At 37.3% G+C, this 19639-nt stretch carries 16 protein-coding genes and 1 tRNA gene; 3 read left to right on the top strand and 14 right to left on the bottom strand.

All coding sequences use genetic code 11. The features are described 5' to 3' along the window. Nucleotides 1-45: 45 nt before the first annotated feature. Nucleotides 46-621 carry a TerD family protein gene (locus C0T34_RS10685; protein WP_098941942.1) on the top strand — a complete coding sequence of 192 codons (576 nt, stop codon included), beginning with the start codon at nt 46-48 and terminating at the stop codon, nt 619-621. A 65-nt stretch (nt 622-686) separates the two neighbouring features. Here the strand turns inward: C0T34_RS10685 and C0T34_RS10680 are convergent, their stop codons facing one another. The 6 genes from C0T34_RS10680 to C0T34_RS10655 all read right to left on the bottom strand — a co-directional run bounded on the left by C0T34_RS10680 (nt 687) and on the right by C0T34_RS10655 (nt 7414). Next, complete coding sequence (locus tag C0T34_RS10680; protein ID WP_098941943.1) at nt 687-1367, bottom strand: HAD family hydrolase; 681 nt, start codon at nt 1365-1367, stop codon at nt 687-689. Nucleotides 1368-1582: 215 nt separating this feature from the next. Beyond that, nucleotides 1583-2743, bottom strand: a complete 1161-nt coding sequence (locus C0T34_RS10675; RefSeq protein WP_098941944.1) for a fimbrial protein — start codon at nt 2741-2743, stop codon at nt 1583-1585. A 3-nt stretch (nt 2744-2746) separates the two neighbouring features. Next, nucleotides 2747-5407: a fimbria/pilus outer membrane usher protein gene (locus C0T34_RS10670; RefSeq protein WP_109850155.1), complete on the bottom strand. Its 2661-nt coding sequence runs from the start codon at nt 5405-5407 to the stop codon at nt 2747-2749. Nucleotides 5408-5445: 38 nt separating this feature from the next. Then, nucleotides 5446-6162: a fimbria/pilus periplasmic chaperone gene (locus C0T34_RS10665; protein ID WP_109850154.1), complete on the bottom strand. Its 717-nt coding sequence runs from the start codon at nt 6160-6162 to the stop codon at nt 5446-5448. A gap of 66 nt (nt 6163-6228) precedes the next feature. Next, entirely contained in the window at nt 6229-6795 is a 567-nt protein-coding gene (locus C0T34_RS10660; protein WP_109850153.1) for a fimbrial protein, read from the bottom strand. 319 nt (nt 6796-7114) lie between these two features. Beyond that, on the bottom strand, nt 7115-7414 hold the full coding sequence (locus C0T34_RS10655; protein WP_109850152.1) for a helix-turn-helix transcriptional regulator: 300 nt from the start codon (nt 7412-7414) through the stop codon (nt 7115-7117). Nucleotides 7415-8544: 1130 nt separating this feature from the next. Between C0T34_RS10655 and C0T34_RS10650 the strand changes: the two genes are divergently transcribed. After that, nucleotides 8545-10074 carry a methyl-accepting chemotaxis protein gene (locus C0T34_RS10650; protein WP_075672889.1) on the top strand — a complete coding sequence of 510 codons (1530 nt, stop codon included), beginning with the start codon at nt 8545-8547 and terminating at the stop codon, nt 10072-10074. A 185-nt stretch (nt 10075-10259) separates the two neighbouring features. Here the strand turns inward: C0T34_RS10650 and C0T34_RS10645 are convergent, their stop codons facing one another. The 7 genes from C0T34_RS10645 to rpsU all read right to left on the bottom strand — a co-directional run bounded on the left by C0T34_RS10645 (nt 10260) and on the right by rpsU (nt 17470). Further along, nucleotides 10260-11177: a bestrophin family ion channel gene (locus C0T34_RS10645; RefSeq protein WP_098941948.1), complete on the bottom strand. Its 918-nt coding sequence runs from the start codon at nt 11175-11177 to the stop codon at nt 10260-10262. A gap of 205 nt (nt 11178-11382) precedes the next feature. Beyond that, entirely contained in the window at nt 11383-12102 is a 720-nt protein-coding gene (locus C0T34_RS10640; protein WP_098941949.1) for an enterotoxin A family protein, read from the bottom strand. Between the two features lie 85 nt (nt 12103-12187). Further along, nucleotides 12188-12547 (bottom strand): hypothetical protein, encoded by a 360-nt coding sequence (locus C0T34_RS10635; RefSeq protein ID WP_098941950.1) that lies wholly within the window; start codon nt 12545-12547, stop codon nt 12188-12190. Between the two features lie 403 nt (nt 12548-12950). Continuing rightward, nucleotides 12951-13027 (bottom strand) — tRNA-Ile (locus C0T34_RS10630). 317 nt (nt 13028-13344) lie between these two features. Next, nucleotides 13345-15201 carry an RNA polymerase sigma factor RpoD gene (gene rpoD / locus C0T34_RS10625; RefSeq protein ID WP_069369657.1) on the bottom strand — a complete coding sequence of 619 codons (1857 nt, stop codon included), beginning with the start codon at nt 15199-15201 and terminating at the stop codon, nt 13345-13347. Between the two features lie 186 nt (nt 15202-15387). Then, entirely contained in the window at nt 15388-17142 is a 1755-nt protein-coding gene (dnaG, locus tag C0T34_RS10620) for a DNA primase (RefSeq protein WP_109850151.1), read from the bottom strand. Between the two features lie 112 nt (nt 17143-17254). Further along, nucleotides 17255-17470: a 30S ribosomal protein S21 gene (gene rpsU / locus C0T34_RS10615; RefSeq protein WP_001144069.1), complete on the bottom strand. Its 216-nt coding sequence runs from the start codon at nt 17468-17470 to the stop codon at nt 17255-17257. Nucleotides 17471-17812: 342 nt separating this feature from the next. Here rpsU and tsaD point away from each other — a divergent pair, with 342 nt between their 5' ends. Further along, nucleotides 17813-18835 (top strand): tRNA (adenosine(37)-N6)-threonylcarbamoyltransferase complex transferase subunit TsaD, encoded by a 1023-nt coding sequence (gene tsaD, locus C0T34_RS10610; protein ID WP_098941951.1) that lies wholly within the window; start codon nt 17813-17815, stop codon nt 18833-18835. Between the two features lie 105 nt (nt 18836-18940). Here tsaD and plsY read toward each other — a convergent pair whose 3' ends face one another. After that, nucleotides 18941-19597, bottom strand: coding sequence for a glycerol-3-phosphate 1-O-acyltransferase PlsY (gene plsY / locus C0T34_RS10605; protein WP_075672895.1), 657 nt, complete (start codon nt 19595-19597; stop codon nt 18941-18943). Between the last annotated feature and the right edge of the window lie 42 nt (nt 19598-19639).

Here is a 19639-nt window from a genome sequence, read left to right as displayed (position 1 = left end):
ATAAGATGTGATTGCCAGTTTATTCAATAGAGTAGGAGCTTTGATATGGCAGTTTCCCTTGTTAAAGGTGGTAATGTTTCTCTGACTAAAGAAGCACCAACAATGTCGGTTGCTATGGTTGGTCTAGGATGGGATGCCCGCGTGACTGATGGCGCAGAGTTCGATTTAGATGCGTCAGTGTTCATGGTAGGTGAAGATGGAAAAGTACTTTCAGATGCAAGTTTTATCTTCTTTAATAACAAAGTGAGTCAATGCGGAAGCGTTGAGCACCAAGGAGATAACCGTACTGGGGAAGGCGATGGTGATGATGAGCAAGTAAAAATCACCCTATCAAAAGTCCCTGCTGAAGTGAAAAAACTGGTATTCGCAGTCACTATTTATGATGCAGAAAACCGTAAACAAAACTTTGGTATGGTCAGCAACAGTTTTATGCGCGTTTATAACAACGACAATAATACTGAAATTGCACGTTTTGATCTTTCTGAAGATGCATCAACAGAAACTGCAATGATCTTTGGTGAGTTATATCGCCATGGCGCAGAGTGGAAATTCAAAGCAGTTGGTCAAGGTTTTGCGGGTGGTTTAAGTGCGTTAGCATCACAACACGGCGTAAATATCTAATGCTTTATTTAGCCCTCGCTTTTGCGAGGGCTATTTGTTTGTATCGATAAACAAGGAGCAAGCGACTAAGACTCTTTTTTTACGGTTACTTTAATCGGTGAGTTTTTGGATTTACGACGACCAGTATGAAAGTGGCGCCAATGAGGATCTTGCGCTGCAAACAGCAATTCATGATCACCACGAGAATCTCCCCACGCCCTTAAATGGTATTGTGTTAAGTCCCCATATACTGCTTCTAATCGTTTTATTTTTTCACCACAACGACAGTTATTACCAATAATTTTACCCGTCAGCTTTCCATCAACAACTTCAAGCGTTGTTCCTATTAATTTAATGCCTAAACGCTTGGCAAAAGGTTGTAACACCATTGCAGGTGATGCCGAGCAAATCGTCACTTCAGCATTGCTATTCACTTCTTCTGCAACAGCGAATAAGCCAGTAGGGCGCATCAATTTAGCCCAGTATAGCTTGCAAAATTCTTCTGCTTTTTCTTTTAACCATTGTTCATCAATATTGGTTAGAAAGGTTTTGATAAGCACTTCTTTTAGTTCATCACGAGTGAGTTTGCGTCTAAAGCAACGTAATGTTGGTAATACCATTTTAATTAAACGGCGTGAGAATTTACGTTTGCCAAAGGCGAATTTTAGAAAAGGAATAAAACTGTCGTGATAGGTTAGCGTGCCATCAAAATCAAACACTGATAACGTTTTTACGGTGTTTTTCGCGTTTTCAAATTGGGGTTGCATACAGGGTAAGGCTCCGTAAATCATCAGAGTTTGAGAAATATATTTTACTTATTATATCATTGTTCTAAAAATGAGATAGAGGTGGTCTTATTGATTGATAAATAATGATTTTTATTGTTAATAACGGAAAATAGAATAATGAACCATAAAAAACACCTCTTAGTGATTTAGGCTAAGAGGTGTGATTTTATGCTGTTGGCAAATAGAATAAGGGATTAATAATATTCAATCATAAAGGTTGCAGCCCCATTAGCTGAACCTGCTGATAAGCGGTCATCGACACGAATATAGCGTGCTCGCAATGGAATGCTTACCGTACCAGTTTTTTCAGTGATTGGTTGTGCAAAGGTGGTTGGCGTATTAAATTTAACAAAATCCTCGCTCACATCACCAAATGCAAGCTGTATCCCTACACCTTTTGCTGCACCTGGGACATCATTTACTTTAAAAGTACCCGGATATTCAGGAATAGTTGGATTCACAGGTTTGATGGTGACTTTGATCTCATTTGGATCGCGTTCAGGGAATGTTTGGCCCACTTCACTTGTGTATACATTTCCCTTACCTCCTGAATAATAACCCCTAAATGCAGGACAATTGGTTAATATAATATCGGAGTTTATCCATTTGGTTGTACTACCTTTATTGGGTAATGTAGATGTTTCGTGTTTACCCAACTCCACCGTATAATCTTGGGTTTTACAACTTGAAGATGTCACAGTTATGGAGCCTGAGATCTCTATATATGAAGCTACAATGGGAAATCCTGGCGCATCAACTTGATTTTTATCGGGATAATTAACATCAAGTTGCATCCGTGCAATGTTAGTTAGATCAAAAGTACCCGGTTGAATTGGACCAATTTTAATTATTGAATAATGTAATATTGGTGCAGCATAATACCGAATTGCTTTCCGATTTCCATTAAGTTCTCGTTGTCCTTCCCAAGATAACTTAGGAATGCCAAGTGGTAATGTATTTTCTTTATTCCGGTTTGCATAAAATACAATACCTAGCCCTGGATTATTTGTTCGAAAAACATTAGATGGAATACCTGGACGTGTTACTGGCGTTCCTGCTGTGCTTAGTATTTTCAACTCCTGTCTTTCCGCAAACCAGATTACTCTATTTGGATCTTCTGAAAAATCACCAGCACACCCATAATTTAGTGCTTTGTTGTTATAATCTATTTGTCCCTGATAAACAACGGAACCTATTGGCATATCAGGCCCAACAAAAATATTACCAGTTACTATCATCGAGCGAGTAAATACAGGGGTATCCATTGTACATTTGACATCAGGTTTTGCCATTACTTCCGAAACAGGAAAAAGTAGAAGCATTAAGGCTAATGAGTTTTTAATAATAGGCTTCATACTTTATTCTCCACATACACTAGTAAGTTGAACAAAACTACTTTGGTTATTTTTATCTTGTGCTGAGGCACTATAGTTAATGGTACATTGCTGAATTTCACCTGGTCCCCACTTAACAGTTAAGCGACCTGATGGATTTTTAACGCGGGCGTAGAGAAGTCCTCCCTGACCAATGCTACCCACTTCACTGTTCTGTTCATCGTAAGCGACACTACCAAATGGAATCGGTCCATTATTTCTTTGGATAGTAATCAACAATGGCATACCCTTGTCAGTTTCAAAGACAACTTTAGTTATTGCACCTTCAAACGGAGCGACAGAGGCTTGAGTATTTTGTAATTCAACGCTAGTGGTCATATTTTTAGGGTTAATTGTGATATCGTTTAATTGATACGGAGTTAAGTAAGGCACTAAAGCATAACCAAAGCTGTTAACTTCGATACCTGGATAGCCACTCACTGCAGCCCTTTCTGCGCCATCAGCATCAACAATGGTGAAGGTATTACCTTGATAAGGCGATGTAGCCAAACCACCTGGCCAACCAACTAACGAACCACTTGCTCCAACTGACGCATTTTGATAGTGCTCACCAATACCGTAAGTTGCACTTAAGCTACTAAAGTTCGTTCTCGCATTACCACTCATTGTCATACTTGAACCAATGCCGTGATTTGTATTCATTGCGGTTACACCATAAGAGTAACGGTTATCCGCACCCGCAGAGCCAGAAATACCGAGACGTTCACCCACATAGCCTCGACCATCACGAGTCACAGCGGCGGTTAAGGTTGGCATATGGTCAATACTGAGATCATACAATGGTAAGGTAAAGTTCATCTCAAAAGTGGTTTCTTTTTTACCTTCGGCATTACGGACTTGACCTACGTTTAGACCGTAAGATAATCTGCGCCAGTTGTTGTTATAACCAAATTGGTACTGTAAGTCGGTAGTATCATTATTCCAGTAATTTTGGGTATAACCGGTCAAATAAAAGTTACCCCAACTTTCAGCTAACCCCTGATCAATGGTGACGTTAAAACGACTCTTTGGACGCCAGATATTGCTAATACTTCTGCCATGTTTTTCTTCATTTATTGCCTGTACCGCAGAGGTATAGTCGTAGAAGTTTTCTGAGTTAAATTTATATGCCGCAATAGTCAAGTTACTGTTGGTATCTTGAATATATTTACTGTAACTAATCTGGTAGCTCTGCCCGCTATTAACTGCAGAAGCGGTACTATTTAAATGTACTCGAGCTTGTGTGACGTCGGCAGAAAAGGCACCTAAAGGTGTACTTAATGCCAAACCGACTTGAACAGCGTAGTAATCTGCACCAGTACCCTGAACACCTGCATAACCTGTAATAATATTGGTTAAACCACGGCGGTAGGTAGCTTGATATAGAGTAGGATCATAATCTACAGACTTGGAGTTTAAATGACCTGCTGCAACAGTGTAGTTATGTTGCCCTGGGCGTAATAATTGCACTAGTGAAGCGTAGTAAACTTTGAAGTTTTGTTGTGAACCATCAGCTTCTTGAATGGTGACATCCAAGTTACCACCATAACCAGAAGGATAGAGGTCATCAATTTCGAATGGGCCTGGTGAAACCACAGTTTCGTGAATAACACGTCCATCTTGGCGAATGATGACTCGCGCATTGGTTTTCGCAATACCACGAATGGTTGGTGCAAACCCACGTTGAGAATCCGGTAACATTTTCTCGTCACTAAAAAGCTGGATACCTCTTAGTGGTTGAGAGTCAAATAACTGACCTGTTGTTAACACATCACCAATTTGTACTACCCCCCTAATTGTGGTGATAATACGCTCTAAATAGTTATAGGTTGATGTGTAATCATGGCCATTGTTTTCGTCCCATGAATAGTTACCAGTGTGATGAAAACTCCATGTCCCCAAATTTACATGGCTATCAATACCCGCAAATGCGGAATCATAGTTTGTACCGTTATTTCTAGACGTAAAATAGTTAGCGTTATAATTCACTAACAGGGCGTTGATCCCTCTATCCCATAGTGAAGGGCTAACATAACCTCTTGGTTTATAGCCAACAAGTGCTTGCGGTACCTCAACATTAAGGCGTTGTATTGAAGGATCATAGGTAACAGCTGTTGAAGGAACGATATTGACTAATTCAATACATTCATGAAGTTCCATTGCACTTTTTAGTAATGGAGACTGCTTATCATCCTTGATATTGATAAGACTCATCGTGTCTTTTGTGAGACAGGGTTCAACTTTTTGGTTAGTCATTTCTCTAAAAGTGATTTTCTGTTTAGCAATAAAATGATTATTGACATAAACATCAACGTCCCACGTACCAGGTAATATTGAGTTTTCCTTGTCAAAACGGCTGATATCAATATCACTTTGTGACGTATTCATAAAAATCGGGTTAAATGTGGTTGCGGTATTATTATTACCATTTGTGGTAGGCAAATTATTGCCATTAATACTTGCTGGTAAACTTTGTGTCGCAACATGCGCGGGTAATGTATTTACACTTGATAATGCACGATTACTATTCGGCAACCATTTATTCTTTTCTGTTACTGTTATATTTTCTGCATAGGTATAGGGCGCGACTAGAAAAAAAGTCGCACCAGCAGATATTATAATAGTTTTTAAAATATAACTGCTCATTTAAGTATTCCCGTATATTTTATGAAATCACTGGAGAATTAAAGTTTTGATTCAACTATCTTCATTGCGCCCCAATCGTTTACATATCGATAAACGACTTTATTTCCTATATTTGCGGATACACCATTTGGTATAGAAAAATCATGGCTACCTAATGGTGGGACTAATTCACCATCAATAGGCTGTTTATCATTTCCATTAAGAGAAATAGAAACTAAAGAAACATAATAAGGGGCATTATTGATGACTTTTAACGTGTTACCTGAAACTGAAAACTTTAAGCCTTCAGCAGCATTAATTGCTCCTATTTTATCTTTTAGTACGATTGGACGATAAAATAGTTTTATTCTAGAGCGATAAGCAATTTGTAATTTATTTTCTTCACTTGCTGCATTAGGTGGTATTTCTAATACGTTAAGCCAATAAATAGTTTCTTTATCTTTTGCTAAAGCAACACCACCGGTATAACCAATTCTTAATGTCTGTGATTTAGTCGGTTCAATACGGAAAACAGGTGGTGTTAAAACAAATGGAACTTGTATAGTCTCAGGAGCTACATCAACATCTCCGGTATCAAGCCAATTTTGAATTAATACAGGAACCGTTCCTTCATTAGAAACTTTAAGCGTTACTTCTTTTTCATTTTCATTATAAATAACACGAGTGCCACTAATAACAACGGCAGCATTCACCCATGTTGGAATAATAATTAATAAACTCAAAAAAAAGCTTTTAATTAATTTAGTGGTTTTCATATTTATCTTTATTCCATTAATAAAAAGCAAACAGGAAGGAGCATTTCTCCTTCCTGTTTATTTCGATTATTTATACTGAAGAGTATAAACAACGCTACTTGTTACTTTACCAGCCTCGGTTTTACCGATAGCGTAGTATTCAACAGCGTATGGCAGAGTGGCTTTTTCATCAGTAATTTGAACGTAAGTAGTTGCATTTACTTGAGAAGTATTACCAATTTTGATTGGTGCGAATGCATTGCTACCATCTAACAGTTGTAATTGAACCAGTTTTGCACCAGTTGCAGCGACATCCATGTTTTTGAGACGGCCAGCAGCTTGGTCAACGGTTGCACCAGTTTCGAAGAATGCAGATACTTTGCTATGGCCAGCAGCACCGACTTTACAGTCAGACAGGTTCATATTGAAACTAGTACGACCAGTTACTTGGCCTGCAGCCGTTAAAGTTGCAGTACTGACTGTAGGCAGAGTAATAGTTGCATCAGGGCCTTGGCCTTCGATGTCAACTTTACAAGTTGTATCAGTTAATTCACCATTAAAAGTAATAGTACCAGTATTATCAGCAGCAAATGCATTACCAGCCATCAGACCAAATGCCATTGCTAAAGATGCACCAATGATAGATTTTTTCATTCTCAATTCCTTCGTTTTATATTAGATAACTACGTTTTAATAAATCGCTAAATATTTAAATAACATTTAGTAATTTATTTATTGACTCGCTATTAGCGTAAAAATAAATAAAAGCTATCCATGGCGAATAAAAACGCTTATTAAGCATTTTCTATTTTCCTAATAATTATCTATTAATACGAAATAATAGTTTTGTCGGTTGTTAACATCCCTAACTTCATAAAGCTAATAGCTCATGAAAATAAAACATAATTAAATATTTTATTTTCATGGTTAATTGCTTATAATGATATTACGTAATCTTGTTAAATATTTATTTTTAATTTAGCTGGCTAATAGTAGTACCAATAAATTCATAGTCTCTTTTTTTTAATTGCGTATTTGGCACCTTTTCGTTATAGGTGCTTATTACTTCACGATTCAAATCATCCCATGACTTATCAAAAATAATAAGTAGCTTGTTTATTAAACTAAGCGACATACTATTTTTGCCATTTTCATAACGAGATATTTGTTGTTGGCTAACAGAAATTATTTTTGCCAGCTCACGACCTGATAATTTCTTCTCTTTTCTAGCCTTCTTAAAAAAAAAGCCTACTTTTGTGTCTAGATCGTTCATAAATTAATTCCAATAACATGAGGTCTAATATTTAGAAGTTATCACATATTAAAATTAGCCATTTCATTTTGAATAACTATATTACACATAAATTAATGGGTAAAAATGGTTTGCCCTATACGATATCATTTTGTAATAGGCTGTTCCTATCAAGAGAGTAATTATTGTAAGGCTATACTTAAGTTTTAGTAAGTGATAGGCATATCAATGCGTTAAGTAATTTAATGAAATTACAAACTAATTGCGATACTTATTATATGGGTTTTATTTGGGTGTAAAATCTCGTTTAATAAGTTATATGTTATTTTATATTTCATTTTTCATCTTTATAAGATGAACTGTATGAAAGGGTTAGATATTGTAAGGAAATGTATTTTACGCGGATTATGGGTATTTGTGAAAATTGTAGAACGTAAGAATTCTCTGAATAAAATCAAAAATTGGAGTATATGATGAAAATGAATTATGTGTTTTTATAAAAAATTATAAAAACAACTTTTTTATTTAAAAGAATGAAAAGTAAGAATTGATCTAACGCGGTAATTATTGTGGGATATATTCATATAAAGAAGGATTTGTTGCTTGATGCTAAGTAGATGGTTTTTTTTGAAAATGTTAATTGCAATGATGTTTGATTTGTTTTCTCGAATGTTTTATTTATCCTTCTATACGAGGTTAAAAACAATTTGTGTGTTTATCTCTCTCTTTTTTCGTTTAAAATGACGATAATTTTTCATTAATAATATCCTAAGTGTATATACTCTATTTTAAGGGGATTCAGAAACTATTTATCTAAAATATATGAGCTAGATCGTAAAAATACTTAAGATTTATTAATCTATAAGAGATGGTTCCTATTTTTGTGAAATTAAAATTTTTTATCAAATTTTAGTTTTAATCAAAACAAAACTCTAATTACTGATCAATTAATAACACTAAAATATTATTTCATTGCGGTATATGATCTTCGTTAATGGTATGAAAACAGAGTAAAAGACTGATTGGCATCATTGATTGAGAACTGTATTAAGTGTTTATATCGAGAATTCTGATTAATAAGTAAATAAAATCTATTTCGTGCCGATAAATGAATGCATTTGTATCATTTTATTATCGGGGAAGATTATTTCATGAGTATTGAAAGATCAGCGAAAGTAGGTTCCATCATACTATTAACTATTTTCTTATTATCATCAGTTTTGTCGTCATTTTTTATTTATAGAATGCAAGAAAACTTTGCGTCATTGGATTCCTTGAATACCAGATTGAATAGTGTTCAAGAGGCAAGATATGAGTTAGCGACTATTCGTTCTCACGTCAATTATCTAATGTTGTTGAAAACGATGACGGATGAAAATAAGCAAGAAACTATTAAATCACTTGTTGCTGAAGCGAAAGAGTTGGCGACAAAATCAAAAGCGACTATTACTCATTGGGTAGGTGTGAAGAAAATAAGCCCTGATGCTCAACGTAATTCAGAGCAGCTCTCAGTGTTATTCTATTATCTTCTAGATGAACTTATTGCACCTATTGATACGCTAGATTACACAGAATCAAATCTCTCTAACGACTTTACTCGTCTATCTGAACTTTTCGATGAATATCTGATGATCACGAAAGGTGTGAATGATGATATTAAAGCACAGCAAGCTTGGATGGTGCAGCTGTCAATTTATACAACCATTATTGCCCTGGGGATCATTCTTGTTCTTCTGTATATCGTTATTCGTTGGGTAAATAAAACGTTTATCTTTAACTTGAATACGCTATCAGCCATTTTGCAGAAAGTGGGAGAGGGTGATTTAAGTTTCACTCTACCTAAGAAACGAAATGATGAGTTTGGAACCTTGTTCTCTAATGTGGGAGAGATGCAAACTTCGCTAACATCGACTATTCAACTAGTTAAAGAAGAAGCACTAGAGATCAAAAAAGGCTCAGCGGAAATTGCTTCTGGTAACCAAGATCTCTCTTCTCGTACCGAAGAGCAAGCGAGTGCTCTGCAACAGACAGCAGCAAGTATGGAAGAGATTAAAATTGCGGTAGTGAATAATACTGATAATGCGATTTTAGCCAACTCCATTACCGCAGAAACACGTGATTTGGCGATTGATGGTTCTAATATCATGAATGATGCCATTAACTCGATGAAAAAAATCGAGGTAGGTACATTAAAAGTTGCTGAAATCAATGATGTAGTTAATAACATTGCAAGTCAAACTAATATTCTGGCATTAAACGCAGCGGTTGAAGCGGCGCGTGCGGGTGAACAAGGTCGCGGATTTACTGTTGTTGCAACAGAAGTGAGAAATTTAGCAGCAAGAAGTGCGGATGCCGCACGTGAAATTAATCAAATCATCAGAGAATCCGTTGCTGACGTCGCTCATGGTCGAGAATTAGTAAATAGAACGGGCGAGCATATGCAGGACATCGTTTCTTCTATTACTAAAGTTAGCGATATCATGCAGGGCATTAGTATCGCATCAGAAGAGCAAAAAGTGGGTATTGAACAGATTGCAGTCGCCATTAACCAAATGGATTCTGTTGTTCAGCAAAATGCAGCTTTAGTTGAACAGGGGGCAACTTCAACAATGATTTTAGATGAGAAAGCACAAAACTTAACAGATAAAGTTTCAGTCTTTCAAATTAAAGAACAATATTAATAATTGAAATAGCTGGTTAACGTTTATATTTAAAACAAGCTCACTTTAATAGCGATATAAGAGTGAGCTTTATTTTTGAAACGTCATTTGATGCTGGCTTTTATTTCTCGTGCCTTTATTCTCATTAGCGTGTACTTGGGTATAGTGCGTAGCGCTTATAACTATAGGTATTATTTATCTGTTAATCAGAGTAAATTATAATGTTTATCTGGTCTTACAGTTATCGGTAATGGGCTAATATCTTGCATTTCTAATAAGTTTCTCTCAATCGTATTACAAATGGCATTTAAGGGTAAGTCATTTGCAGATACACCAAATGGATCTTCTAATTCTTCCGCTAATGAGTCCCAAGATAAAAAGGTATAAGAGATAAATACTGATACAAATGGTGTCATATAGTGGAGGTCGGCTACTAAAGCAAAAGGCAATAATGCACAGAACAGATAAACAGTACGTTGTAATATTAAGGTATAAGCAAAGGGAACAGGGGTATTTGAGATACGCTCACAGCCGCCTAAAACATCAGATAATTTATTAATATCTTTATTAATTGATTGAAAGATAACATCACTTATAATTTTATTATCTCTCAGTTCGCCTATTTTCAAGCCAATATGCAATAAGATACGATTGGTAGGATAAGGGCTATTCACTATTTCGTCAAACAAAGGCCGAGGTAATAAACGGTAGAGATCAACCATTGGATTAGTTTTTCTTAACTCGTGTTTTAAGCTCCAACTAAAAGCAATTAATAAATTAGAAAAATCTCGATTGAATTGTTTATCTTCAGGTAATAAAGCCTTTATGTTTCTTAATATATTGCGATGAGTAATTAACATATTACCCCATAAGGTTCTTGCTTCAACCAATCGGCTATAGCTTGCATTATTTCTGAAACCAAGAAATATCGCAATGGCAATACCTAACAAACTAAAAGGAGCAATTGTTAAGTGTATTCCTAATTGTTCATACCATTGATAAATCAAAATAGCGATAATTGACATGATAACATTAAGGCATAAACGAAAGATTATTTTTGAAAGCACAGAACCATGCCAATCAAATAACCGCAAGAACCAGTGTTGATTAGGACGAATGACCATAATAGTAATGATATAAAACGAGGTTTAAATTTGTTGGAATATTATCTCAATAAAAGAAGTAATAAGCTAATTAATTCTCTTGAAAAATAAAGAGGATAAAAAGCTGGTTCATACCTGCATGTATGAATCAGAACGATAAATTTATATTATTAAATATAATTATTGTTAATATAATAATTTATGCATAGTTGATCTGATTTATTAATCATAATGTTTCAGCCACCTCCATAACTGTACTTAGCACAGAGCCCCATGTGAATGAAGAAGAAGGTAGCACTGCGGATGCTTCTGCTAATTCATTGTTTATATTAGTCATAGATAATCCCATTACAAGGTGAGGTAAATTATCTATCTTTAATGGGTTATAACCTTTATATGGTTCATCAGATGAATGCGTTTCTTCTTGTGAATAATGAGGGTTTGGAATTGTTTCTTCAATAATATCACTACCTATTTTTGTGTAGATAGTGACAAGCTCTATTAATTGATTTGGAATGTTTATATATGCAGAATATTCTTGCTCTTCAGTTAATACGGTTCTGAGTATATCACTGACACGTTCTTTAATTTGATCATGATAATAATAGACGGTATCAAGTGCAGAATAAAAATTATTTGTTGGCCTTATCTTATAAATATAAGATTTATTTTCGCTTGAGACATTGAGCAAATCTTTTGCGAATTTTTCACTTGATTTAAAACTTGATGTCGTAGGAATAAATGCAGAGTCTTTACTTCCTCTTCTCCCTGAAACACCGTTTACATGAGCATGAAAATTGATATTATTTCCCCAAGCAACAAATCCTTTTTTAAATACCTCCTCTGGTGGTCTTGAATCTGCTCTGTACACTTTACTTACGGGTCTTGCATATGATAGTTGTATATTAAATAAAATAAATAATATAATTAAAATTATTTTTCTCATTATAACCTCTTATTATTCTATAAATGCTTTAGAGTGCTATGTTATTTTTCTTTTTATTTAGTCATAATTTTTTATTTTGGAGTAATTAATGTTTTGATAATCCAATCATATATAAGGCATCGTTACCAGGAAAAGCATTTTCTACCCCAACGCATACGGCTATATCTGCCTGTGTCAGAAATGAAACTTTAGCGATATCGTAAAGTGTAGTGGCATTGTACATAATACCATAATGATAGGAGCCACCCGTTTTAGGGACAAATTTTATATTGGCTGCTAATACTGGTTTTTCCCCATTGTTATAACTATTAGTTACAACGGTTAAGTTGGAAATTTTGCCATTTTTTACACTTCCATTTAATTTGTTGCAATAACCGTCAAAATCAGTACCGGCATGCGAAAATGATGAAAAGGAAAGAAGACTAATAATAAGTAATTTTTTCATTTATAACCTCTATATTTATGGTGTTTATATGTAATTGCCGTTAATTCCATTAAATAAATAATTGATGTTCATTGTTGGATTTAATATGTACATCAAAATAATGGAAGTGATTTAAATATACAGAGGTAAGTTGTTTTTAAAATATTTTTTTTTAACATATTGTAATGGAAAAATAATATTTACAATGCGAATGTGTTTTTGAAAGCTTTATCTGGTGAAAATAAATAGAAATATAATATTCTATTAATGAAAGGGTAAAACTTGAAGTGTAGAAAAAGGGGGCTGATAAAAAATTAACTTAGTTAAATATATTTGATGGGGCAAAAATGGGGCAATGCTTAATGGAAACAAAAAAGCCACTTGCTAAGAAGTGGCTTAATGCGCTGATTTAACAGCTGAAATTTGGTGGCCCCTACTGGACTTGAACCAGTGACCAAGCGATTATGAGTCGCCTGCTCTAACCAACTGAGCTAAGGGGCCTAATGGAGTGAGATTATACGTGCCATTTGGCACTAGGTCTAGCCTTTGAATGACTGTATGCGCAATTTCTGTTCAATCTAAACAATAAAAAAATAAAACAGAGAATAACTGTGATATCAATAACATAGTCTAATGATTAATGGGTAAGCTTACATATAGGTACAATAATATAAATAATAAGGCTATTTTTTTATAAATATATTTAGATGAAGTCTATCGTAGCTTAAATCGTGTGTAGATACTGTTTCACAATTCCATAAAAAAACGCCTGTGATATCACAGGCGTTTATTATAACTTTTATTGAAAAGTAAGTTGATTACTCGTCAAGGAAGCTACGTAATACTTCAGAACGGCTTGGGTGGCGTAATTTACGCAGTGCCTTTGCTTCAATCTGACGAATACGTTCACGGGTAACATCAAACTGTTTACCCACTTCTTCCAAGGTATGGTCGGTATTCATATCGATACCGAAACGCATACGCAGGACTTTCGCTTCACGTAATGTTAAACCTGCTAACACTTCGTGAGTTGCTGAACGTAAGCTTTCTGATGTTGCAGAATCCAGTGGTAATTCGAGAGTCGTATCCTCGATAAAATCGCCTAAATGTGAATCTTCATCGTCACCGATTGGGGTTTCCATGGAGATTGGTTCTTTAGCGATTTTCAGTACCTTACGGATCTTGTCTTCAGGCATCAGCATACGTTCTGCAAGCTCTTCTGGTGAAGGCTCACGTCCCATCTCTTGCAACATTTGACGAGAGATACGGTTCAGTTTATTAATCGTTTCGATCATGTGAACAGGGATACGGATTGTACGCGCCTGATCAGCGATTGAACGAGTAATTGCCTGACGGATCCACCATGTTGCATAAGTTGAGAACTTATAACCACGACGGTATTCAAATTTATCAACCGCTTTCATCAGACCAATATTCCCTTCTTGGATCAGGTCAAGGAACTGTAGGCCACGGTTGGTATATTTTTTCGCAATAGAGATAACGAGACGTAAGTTCGCTTCGACCATCTCTTTTTTCGCACGACGTGCTTTGGCTTCACCGATAGACATACGACGGTTAATATCTTTAACCTGTTCGATTGTCAGTCCAGTTTCAACTTCAATTTGTTGCAGTTTTTGTAAACTGCGTTGTACTTCTTCTTCAATACCTGCCAGTTTTTCAGACCAAGGCTTATTCATTGCACGAGCAGCAGTGAACCATGTGTCATTGGTTTCGTTACCTGTAAACAAAGTAATGAAGTTTTTCTTTGGCATCTTAACTTGATCAACACAAAGACGCATGATGTGACGTTCTTGAGCACGAACTCTATCCATCATTTCACGCATATTGTTAACCAGATAATCAAACTGTTTTGGTACTAAACGGAACTGTTTGAAAATTTCAGATAACAATAAGATTTCAAGCTCTGTATCTTTGTGGTTACGACCTTTCGCCTTGATAGTTTGGCGAGTTTTTTCGTATTGCTCACGAAGTTCAGTAAATTTCTGACGCGCTAATTCAGGATCGATGCTGTTATCATCATCGCTATCGCTGTCATTGTCGCCATCTTCATCTTCGTCTTCATCTTCGTCTTCAGCGCTGTTGTCAACTTCATCATCATCTTTGTCTAAATTGACATCTTCACTTTCTGCCATTTCTTCGGCATTAGGGTCAATAAACGCAGTAATTAAGTCTGAAAGACGTGCTTCGCCAGCTTCAACGCGATCATACTGTTCAAGAAGATAAGTAATTGCTTCAGGATATTCTGCAACGGAACATTGAACTTGGTTAATACCATCTTCAATGCGTTTTGCGATATCAATTTCACCTTCCCGGGTGAGCAGTTCAACTGTACCCATTTCGCGCATATACATACGCACAGGGTCGGTTGTACGGCCAATCTCAGATTCTACACTAGAAAGTACCTGAGCTGCGGCTTCTGCAGCATCATCATCAGTATCATTTGAATTTTCTGCCAGCATCAGATCATCGGCGTCAGGTGCTTCTTCCATAACCTGAATGCCCATGTCGTTAATCATCTGGATGATGTCTTCGATTTGATCTGAATCGACGATATCTTCCGGCAGATGGTCATTGACCTCAGCATAGGTCAGGTAGCCTTGCTCCTTACCTTTAGTAACAAGTAGCTTCAGCTGTGACTGCGGGTTTTGCTCCATAAGACGGTATCCACACTTCAAAGTAATTTGGGTTGGTGTCGGTCGGCGATAACTGTTCAGCCAACAATAACTACGGAGGGGCATTTTCATTGTCGATTGCTACGGTCCCCTCAGCGTAGCAAATGTAGGTTTTTAGTACCTACCGATAGCGGCAATTAAGCCGTGTTTTTAATCTTAATTTTGTGTTTACTTTTTAACGCGTGCCTGTATTATCAATTGGACTTCTTCGCGTTCATCTTGCGTTAGGCCTTCTGTTCTCTCTTTCGCAATAAGCGCGTTTAAACGTTCGTCCATTGCGGTTAAAAAAAGATGATCTAACGTGTCTGTAAAGGTTTTCTCTGCAATCTCATCTCTATCTATATCGTTCCACATTGCCAATTTTTCAAGCTGTTTACCGAATTTATTCTCTCTATAGAGTTCGATAATCTGTCCTGTATTTAGGCCAGGTTGTGCTTGGCAAACGGAAACTAATTCAATAAAAAGCGATAGACCTGCAATTTTTTCTGTACTTAATCCCTCTCCCTCGAGAGGGGGCACTAATTTAGAGAATTCTGGGTTTTGTATCAATAAGGCAATCAATATACGCATTGGTGTCGTGCGTAATTTTGTCGGTTGATACGACAACTCGTGATTAACCGGCGTTCTACCAAATAAACGATCCATTTGCTCAATATCGGGATTTCCCGTTAAGCTTCCAAGCTCTCTTAATAAATATAGACGTAAAGTTTCACTTGGGATCTTATCTATTAATGGTCTGGCTAAACTATATAGCTTACCATTGCCTTCTTGAGTACTCAGATCCACTTGCGGAACGAGTGAATCAAATAAAAATTCTGATAATGAATGTGCTTGTTCCATACGTTTTTCAAAAGCTTCTTTACCTTCACGACGAACCAATGAATCAGGATCATCACCTTCGGGTAAAAACATAAAACGTAAAGAGCGGCCATCATTTAAAAAAGGAAGGGCGGTTTCTAATGCTCGCCATGCGGCATCACGACCAGCTCTATCTCCATCATAGCAGCAAATAATGTTATCCGTTGTCCGAAAGAGCAACTGGATATGTTCTGCTGTAGTGGAGGTTCCTAATGAGGCAACGGCATAATCAATACCAAACTGCGCTAATGCCACAACATCCATATAACCTTCAACAACTAATAGCTTTGTGACGTTATTATTAGATTGTTGCGCTTCATAAAGTCCGTAAAGTTGGCGACCTTTATGGAATATCTCTGTTTCTGGTGAGTTCAAGTATTTAGGTAAATCATCACCTAACACTCGCCCACCGAAGGCAATAACACGGCCACGTCTATCTCGGATAGGAAACATGACTCGTTGGCGAAAACGATCATAAGTGCGACCATTATCGTTAGTTATTACCATACCCGCTTCAAGAAGTAAGGCTTTATTATCGGCACTTTGACCAAAACGTTTTAGGGCGTTATCCCAACCTGTTGGCACAAATCCAATAGAAAAACGGGTAATAATATCTTCACTAAGACCTCGATGCGCGAGATAGTTTCTTGCTTCCTGTGCATCAGGTTTATTGAGGGCGCTACTATAATACTGATTCAACTTCTCCATCACTTGATAGAGATTTTGTCTTATATGTCGTTCAATAGGGCTACTGCCTGTTCCTGATTCATAAGGAACTTCTAACCCATGCATTGCTGCTAACTCTTCAATGGTTTCGACAAAATCGAGCCTGTCGTAATTCATTAAAAAATCAATAGCATTGCCATGCGCGCCGCAACCAAAACAGTGATAAAACTGTTTGTCGCTATTTACTGTGAAAGAGGGCGTTTTTTCATTATGAAACGGACAACACGCTGAATGATTTTTGCCTTGTTTTTTTAACGGCACGCGAGCGTCGATAAGATCGATGATATCGGTTCGAGCAAGCAAATCATTGATAAATGAACGTGGAATTCGTCCAGCCATAAGCCCTTTTACGCCTGTTGTTGAACGAGAATAAGCCGCGCTCTCAGAAGAAAGCACGGCCTTTAACTGCGACTACAGTGTCTGCATATGTTGCGGTATAAGCCGCAAAATATTAGTACAGACGAGTACGACGTGCGTTTTCGCGAGCTAATTTTTTAGCGTGACGTTTTACTGCTGATGCTTTAGCGCGTTTACGTTCAGTCGTTGGTTTTTCATAAAACTCACGACGACGAACTTCTGCTAATACGCCTGCTTTTTCACAAGAGCGTTTGAAACGACGAAGAGCAACGTCAAATGGCTCGTTTTCACGTACTTTGATTACCGGCATGTGCCTCTCACCTCAATAGAAATCGGTTTGCGCTGGCATTATTTAAGCCAGCCGACATTTAAAATGGTGCGGAATTTTACTTCAAAGCAGGGCACTTTGTAAAGAGATGCACAAAATTGAAACGCAAACTCTCACTTTTGTGTCTTTTTTGGGAGACTACAAAAAGCGAAAGTCGCTAACCACACATTTAAATCACTTAAAATAGGTGGGTAATTATAGAACAGAAAAAGGAATTTGTCACATGCTGGTATGTAAAAGATGTGCTGAAGGCGTATAAAATCACCGAAATAATGGTACAATCGATTTATTACGCGAGTCCGCGAAGAAGAATTTGGAAGCGTCATGCGAGTTTTAGGTATTGAAACATCTTGCGATGAAACCGGTATCGCAATTTACGATGATAAAGCCGGTCTATTAGCGAATCAACTTTATAGCCAAATTAAACTGCACGCCGATTATGGTGGTGTCGTTCCTGAACTTGCTTCACGGGATCATATCCGTAAAACAGTACCTCTTATTCAAGCGGCACTGAAAGAAGCAAATCTTACGGCACAAGATATTGATGCGGTTGCTTATACAGCGGGGCCCGGTCTTGTTGGGGCTTTGCTTGTAGGCGCAACAATTGGGCGCTCATTAGCTTTTGCATGGGATGTTCCAGCTATTCCTGTTCATCATATGGAAGGCCATTTATTGGCACCAATGCTTGAAGAGAAAACACCTGAATTTCCGTTTGTGGCTCTTTTGGTTTCTGGTGGTCATACACAATTAATCAGTGTGACAGGAATTGGTGAATACACTTTATTAGGTGAATCTATCGATGATGCTGCCGGTGAAGCATTTGATAAAACAGCAAAATTGCTAGGATTAGATTATCCCGGCGGTCCTGTATTATCGAAAATGGCGCAACAAGGCACAGAAGGTCGATTTGTTTTTCCTCGTCCAATGACAGACAGACCGGGGCTTGATTTTAGTTTCTCTGGTTTAAAAACCTTTGCGGCTAATACCATTCGTCAAAATGACGATTCAGACCAAACTCGTGCTGATATTGCACGGGCATTTGAAGATGCTGTTGTTGATACGTTAGCGATAAAATGTCGTAGAGCTTTAGAACAAACGGGCTTTAAACGTTTAGTGATGGCGGGTGGTGTAAGTGCTAACCGGACATTACGTGCAAAAATGGAAACCGTGATGAAGCAATTAGGCGGCGAAGTTTTTTATGCGCGTCCTGAGCTGTGTACTGATAATGGTGCAATGATTGCATTAGCGGGGATGATCCGCTTTAAAGGCGGCACTGAAGGCCCATTAAGTGTGACTGTAAGACCACGCTGGCCTTTAGCTGAGTTGCCTGCCCTTGAAAATAAATAATGTATTGTAAAGTGTCTATTTCTAATTTGACACTCAATATCTGCAAAAGAAAGCCACTTTATAAGTGGCTTTCTTTTTTCAATTCAAATTTTAAACGGACGTTAATTAATCTTCTTTTTCTTGCTCTTTCGCTTCTTGAATGATCTCTTTTTCCGTTTTTTCGGTTTTCTTTTTCAATTTGTGCCAGATCCGACTCTCTTGGCCACGCCATAAACGTTGAATATTGTCATGATGACGGTAAAGTACAAGACATGATAATAACGCGACGGGATAAGTGAATTCTGGTTTAAACCACCAAACGTAAAAAGGAGCAAGTAGTGCGCTGATGATCGCGCCAAGTGATGAATAGCCACTCAGTAAGACAGTGAGTAACCATGTTCCTGCGATAAGACCACTTAAATCCCAACCAATGGCAGCGATAGCACCAAATGCAGTGGCGACGCCTTTTCCGCCTTTAAAGTGGAAGAAAACAGGGTAGATATGCCCAAGGCAAGCCGCGATTGCCACAATGCCGAGGTAAAAAGGAGGCACATTTAAGTAGTAGGCGAGCCAAACAGGGAGCATCCCTTTTAGGACGTCACAGATAAGTACTGCCGCTGCGGCCGCTTTTCCACCAATACGTAGGACGTTGGTCGCTCCGGGATTGCCAGAGCCAAATTTTCTTGGATCAGGTAGTCTTGCCAGTCGGCAAATCAATATCGCGCTGGAGATTGAGCCGCACAAGTAGGCGAAGATGATCATTCCAAGTGCGTTAGCACTCATTTGTATTCTCCAATGTTTATGTAAGTTCGTTAGGCATGTATG

The organism is Proteus sp. CA142267 (genome assembly GCF_003336825.1).
Lineage (GTDB): Bacteria > Pseudomonadota > Gammaproteobacteria > Enterobacterales > Enterobacteriaceae > Proteus > Proteus terrae.
This window is presented reverse-complemented; position numbering and strand designations above follow the sequence as displayed.

Bases quoted from the DNA above. Each gene is read 5' to 3' on its own strand.
- C0T34_RS10635 (WP_098941950.1), bottom strand. From the start codon at position 12,547: ATGAAAAAATTACTTATTATTAGTCTTCTTTCCTTTTCATCATTTTCG.
- C0T34_RS10645 (WP_098941948.1), bottom strand. From the start codon at position 11,177: ATGGTCATTCGTCCTAATCAACACTGGTTCTTGCGGTTATTTGATTGG.
- C0T34_RS10665 (WP_109850154.1), bottom strand. From the start codon at position 6,162: ATGAAAACCACTAAATTAATTAAAAGCTTTTTTTTGAGTTTATTAATT.
- C0T34_RS10685 (WP_098941942.1), top strand. From the start codon at position 46: ATGGCAGTTTCCCTTGTTAAAGGTGGTAATGTTTCTCTGACTAAAGAA.
- C0T34_RS10660 (WP_109850153.1), bottom strand. From the start codon at position 6,795: ATGAAAAAATCTATCATTGGTGCATCTTTAGCAATGGCATTTGGTCTG.
- C0T34_RS10680 (WP_098941943.1), bottom strand. From the start codon at position 1,367: ATGCAACCCCAATTTGAAAACGCGAAAAACACCGTAAAAACGTTATCA.
- C0T34_RS10675 (WP_098941944.1), bottom strand. From the start codon at position 2,743: ATGAAGCCTATTATTAAAAACTCATTAGCCTTAATGCTTCTACTTTTT.
- C0T34_RS10655 (WP_109850152.1), bottom strand. From the start codon at position 7,414: ATGAACGATCTAGACACAAAAGTAGGCTTTTTTTTTAAGAAGGCTAGA.
- rpsU (WP_001144069.1), bottom strand. From the start codon at position 17,470: ATGCCGGTAATCAAAGTACGTGAAAACGAGCCATTTGACGTTGCTCTT.
- tsaD (WP_098941951.1), top strand. From the start codon at position 17,813: ATGCGAGTTTTAGGTATTGAAACATCTTGCGATGAAACCGGTATCGCA.
- C0T34_RS10650 (WP_075672889.1), top strand. From the start codon at position 8,545: ATGAGTATTGAAAGATCAGCGAAAGTAGGTTCCATCATACTATTAACT.
- C0T34_RS10670 (WP_109850155.1), bottom strand. From the start codon at position 5,407: ATGAGCAGTTATATTTTAAAAACTATTATAATATCTGCTGGTGCGACT.
- dnaG (WP_109850151.1), bottom strand. From the start codon at position 17,142: ATGGCTGGACGAATTCCACGTTCATTTATCAATGATTTGCTTGCTCGA.
- rpoD (WP_069369657.1), bottom strand. From the start codon at position 15,201: ATGGAGCAAAACCCGCAGTCACAGCTGAAGCTACTTGTTACTAAAGGT.
- plsY (WP_075672895.1), bottom strand. From the start codon at position 19,597: ATGAGTGCTAACGCACTTGGAATGATCATCTTCGCCTACTTGTGCGGC.
- C0T34_RS10640 (WP_098941949.1), bottom strand. From the start codon at position 12,102: ATGAGAAAAATAATTTTAATTATATTATTTATTTTATTTAATATACAA.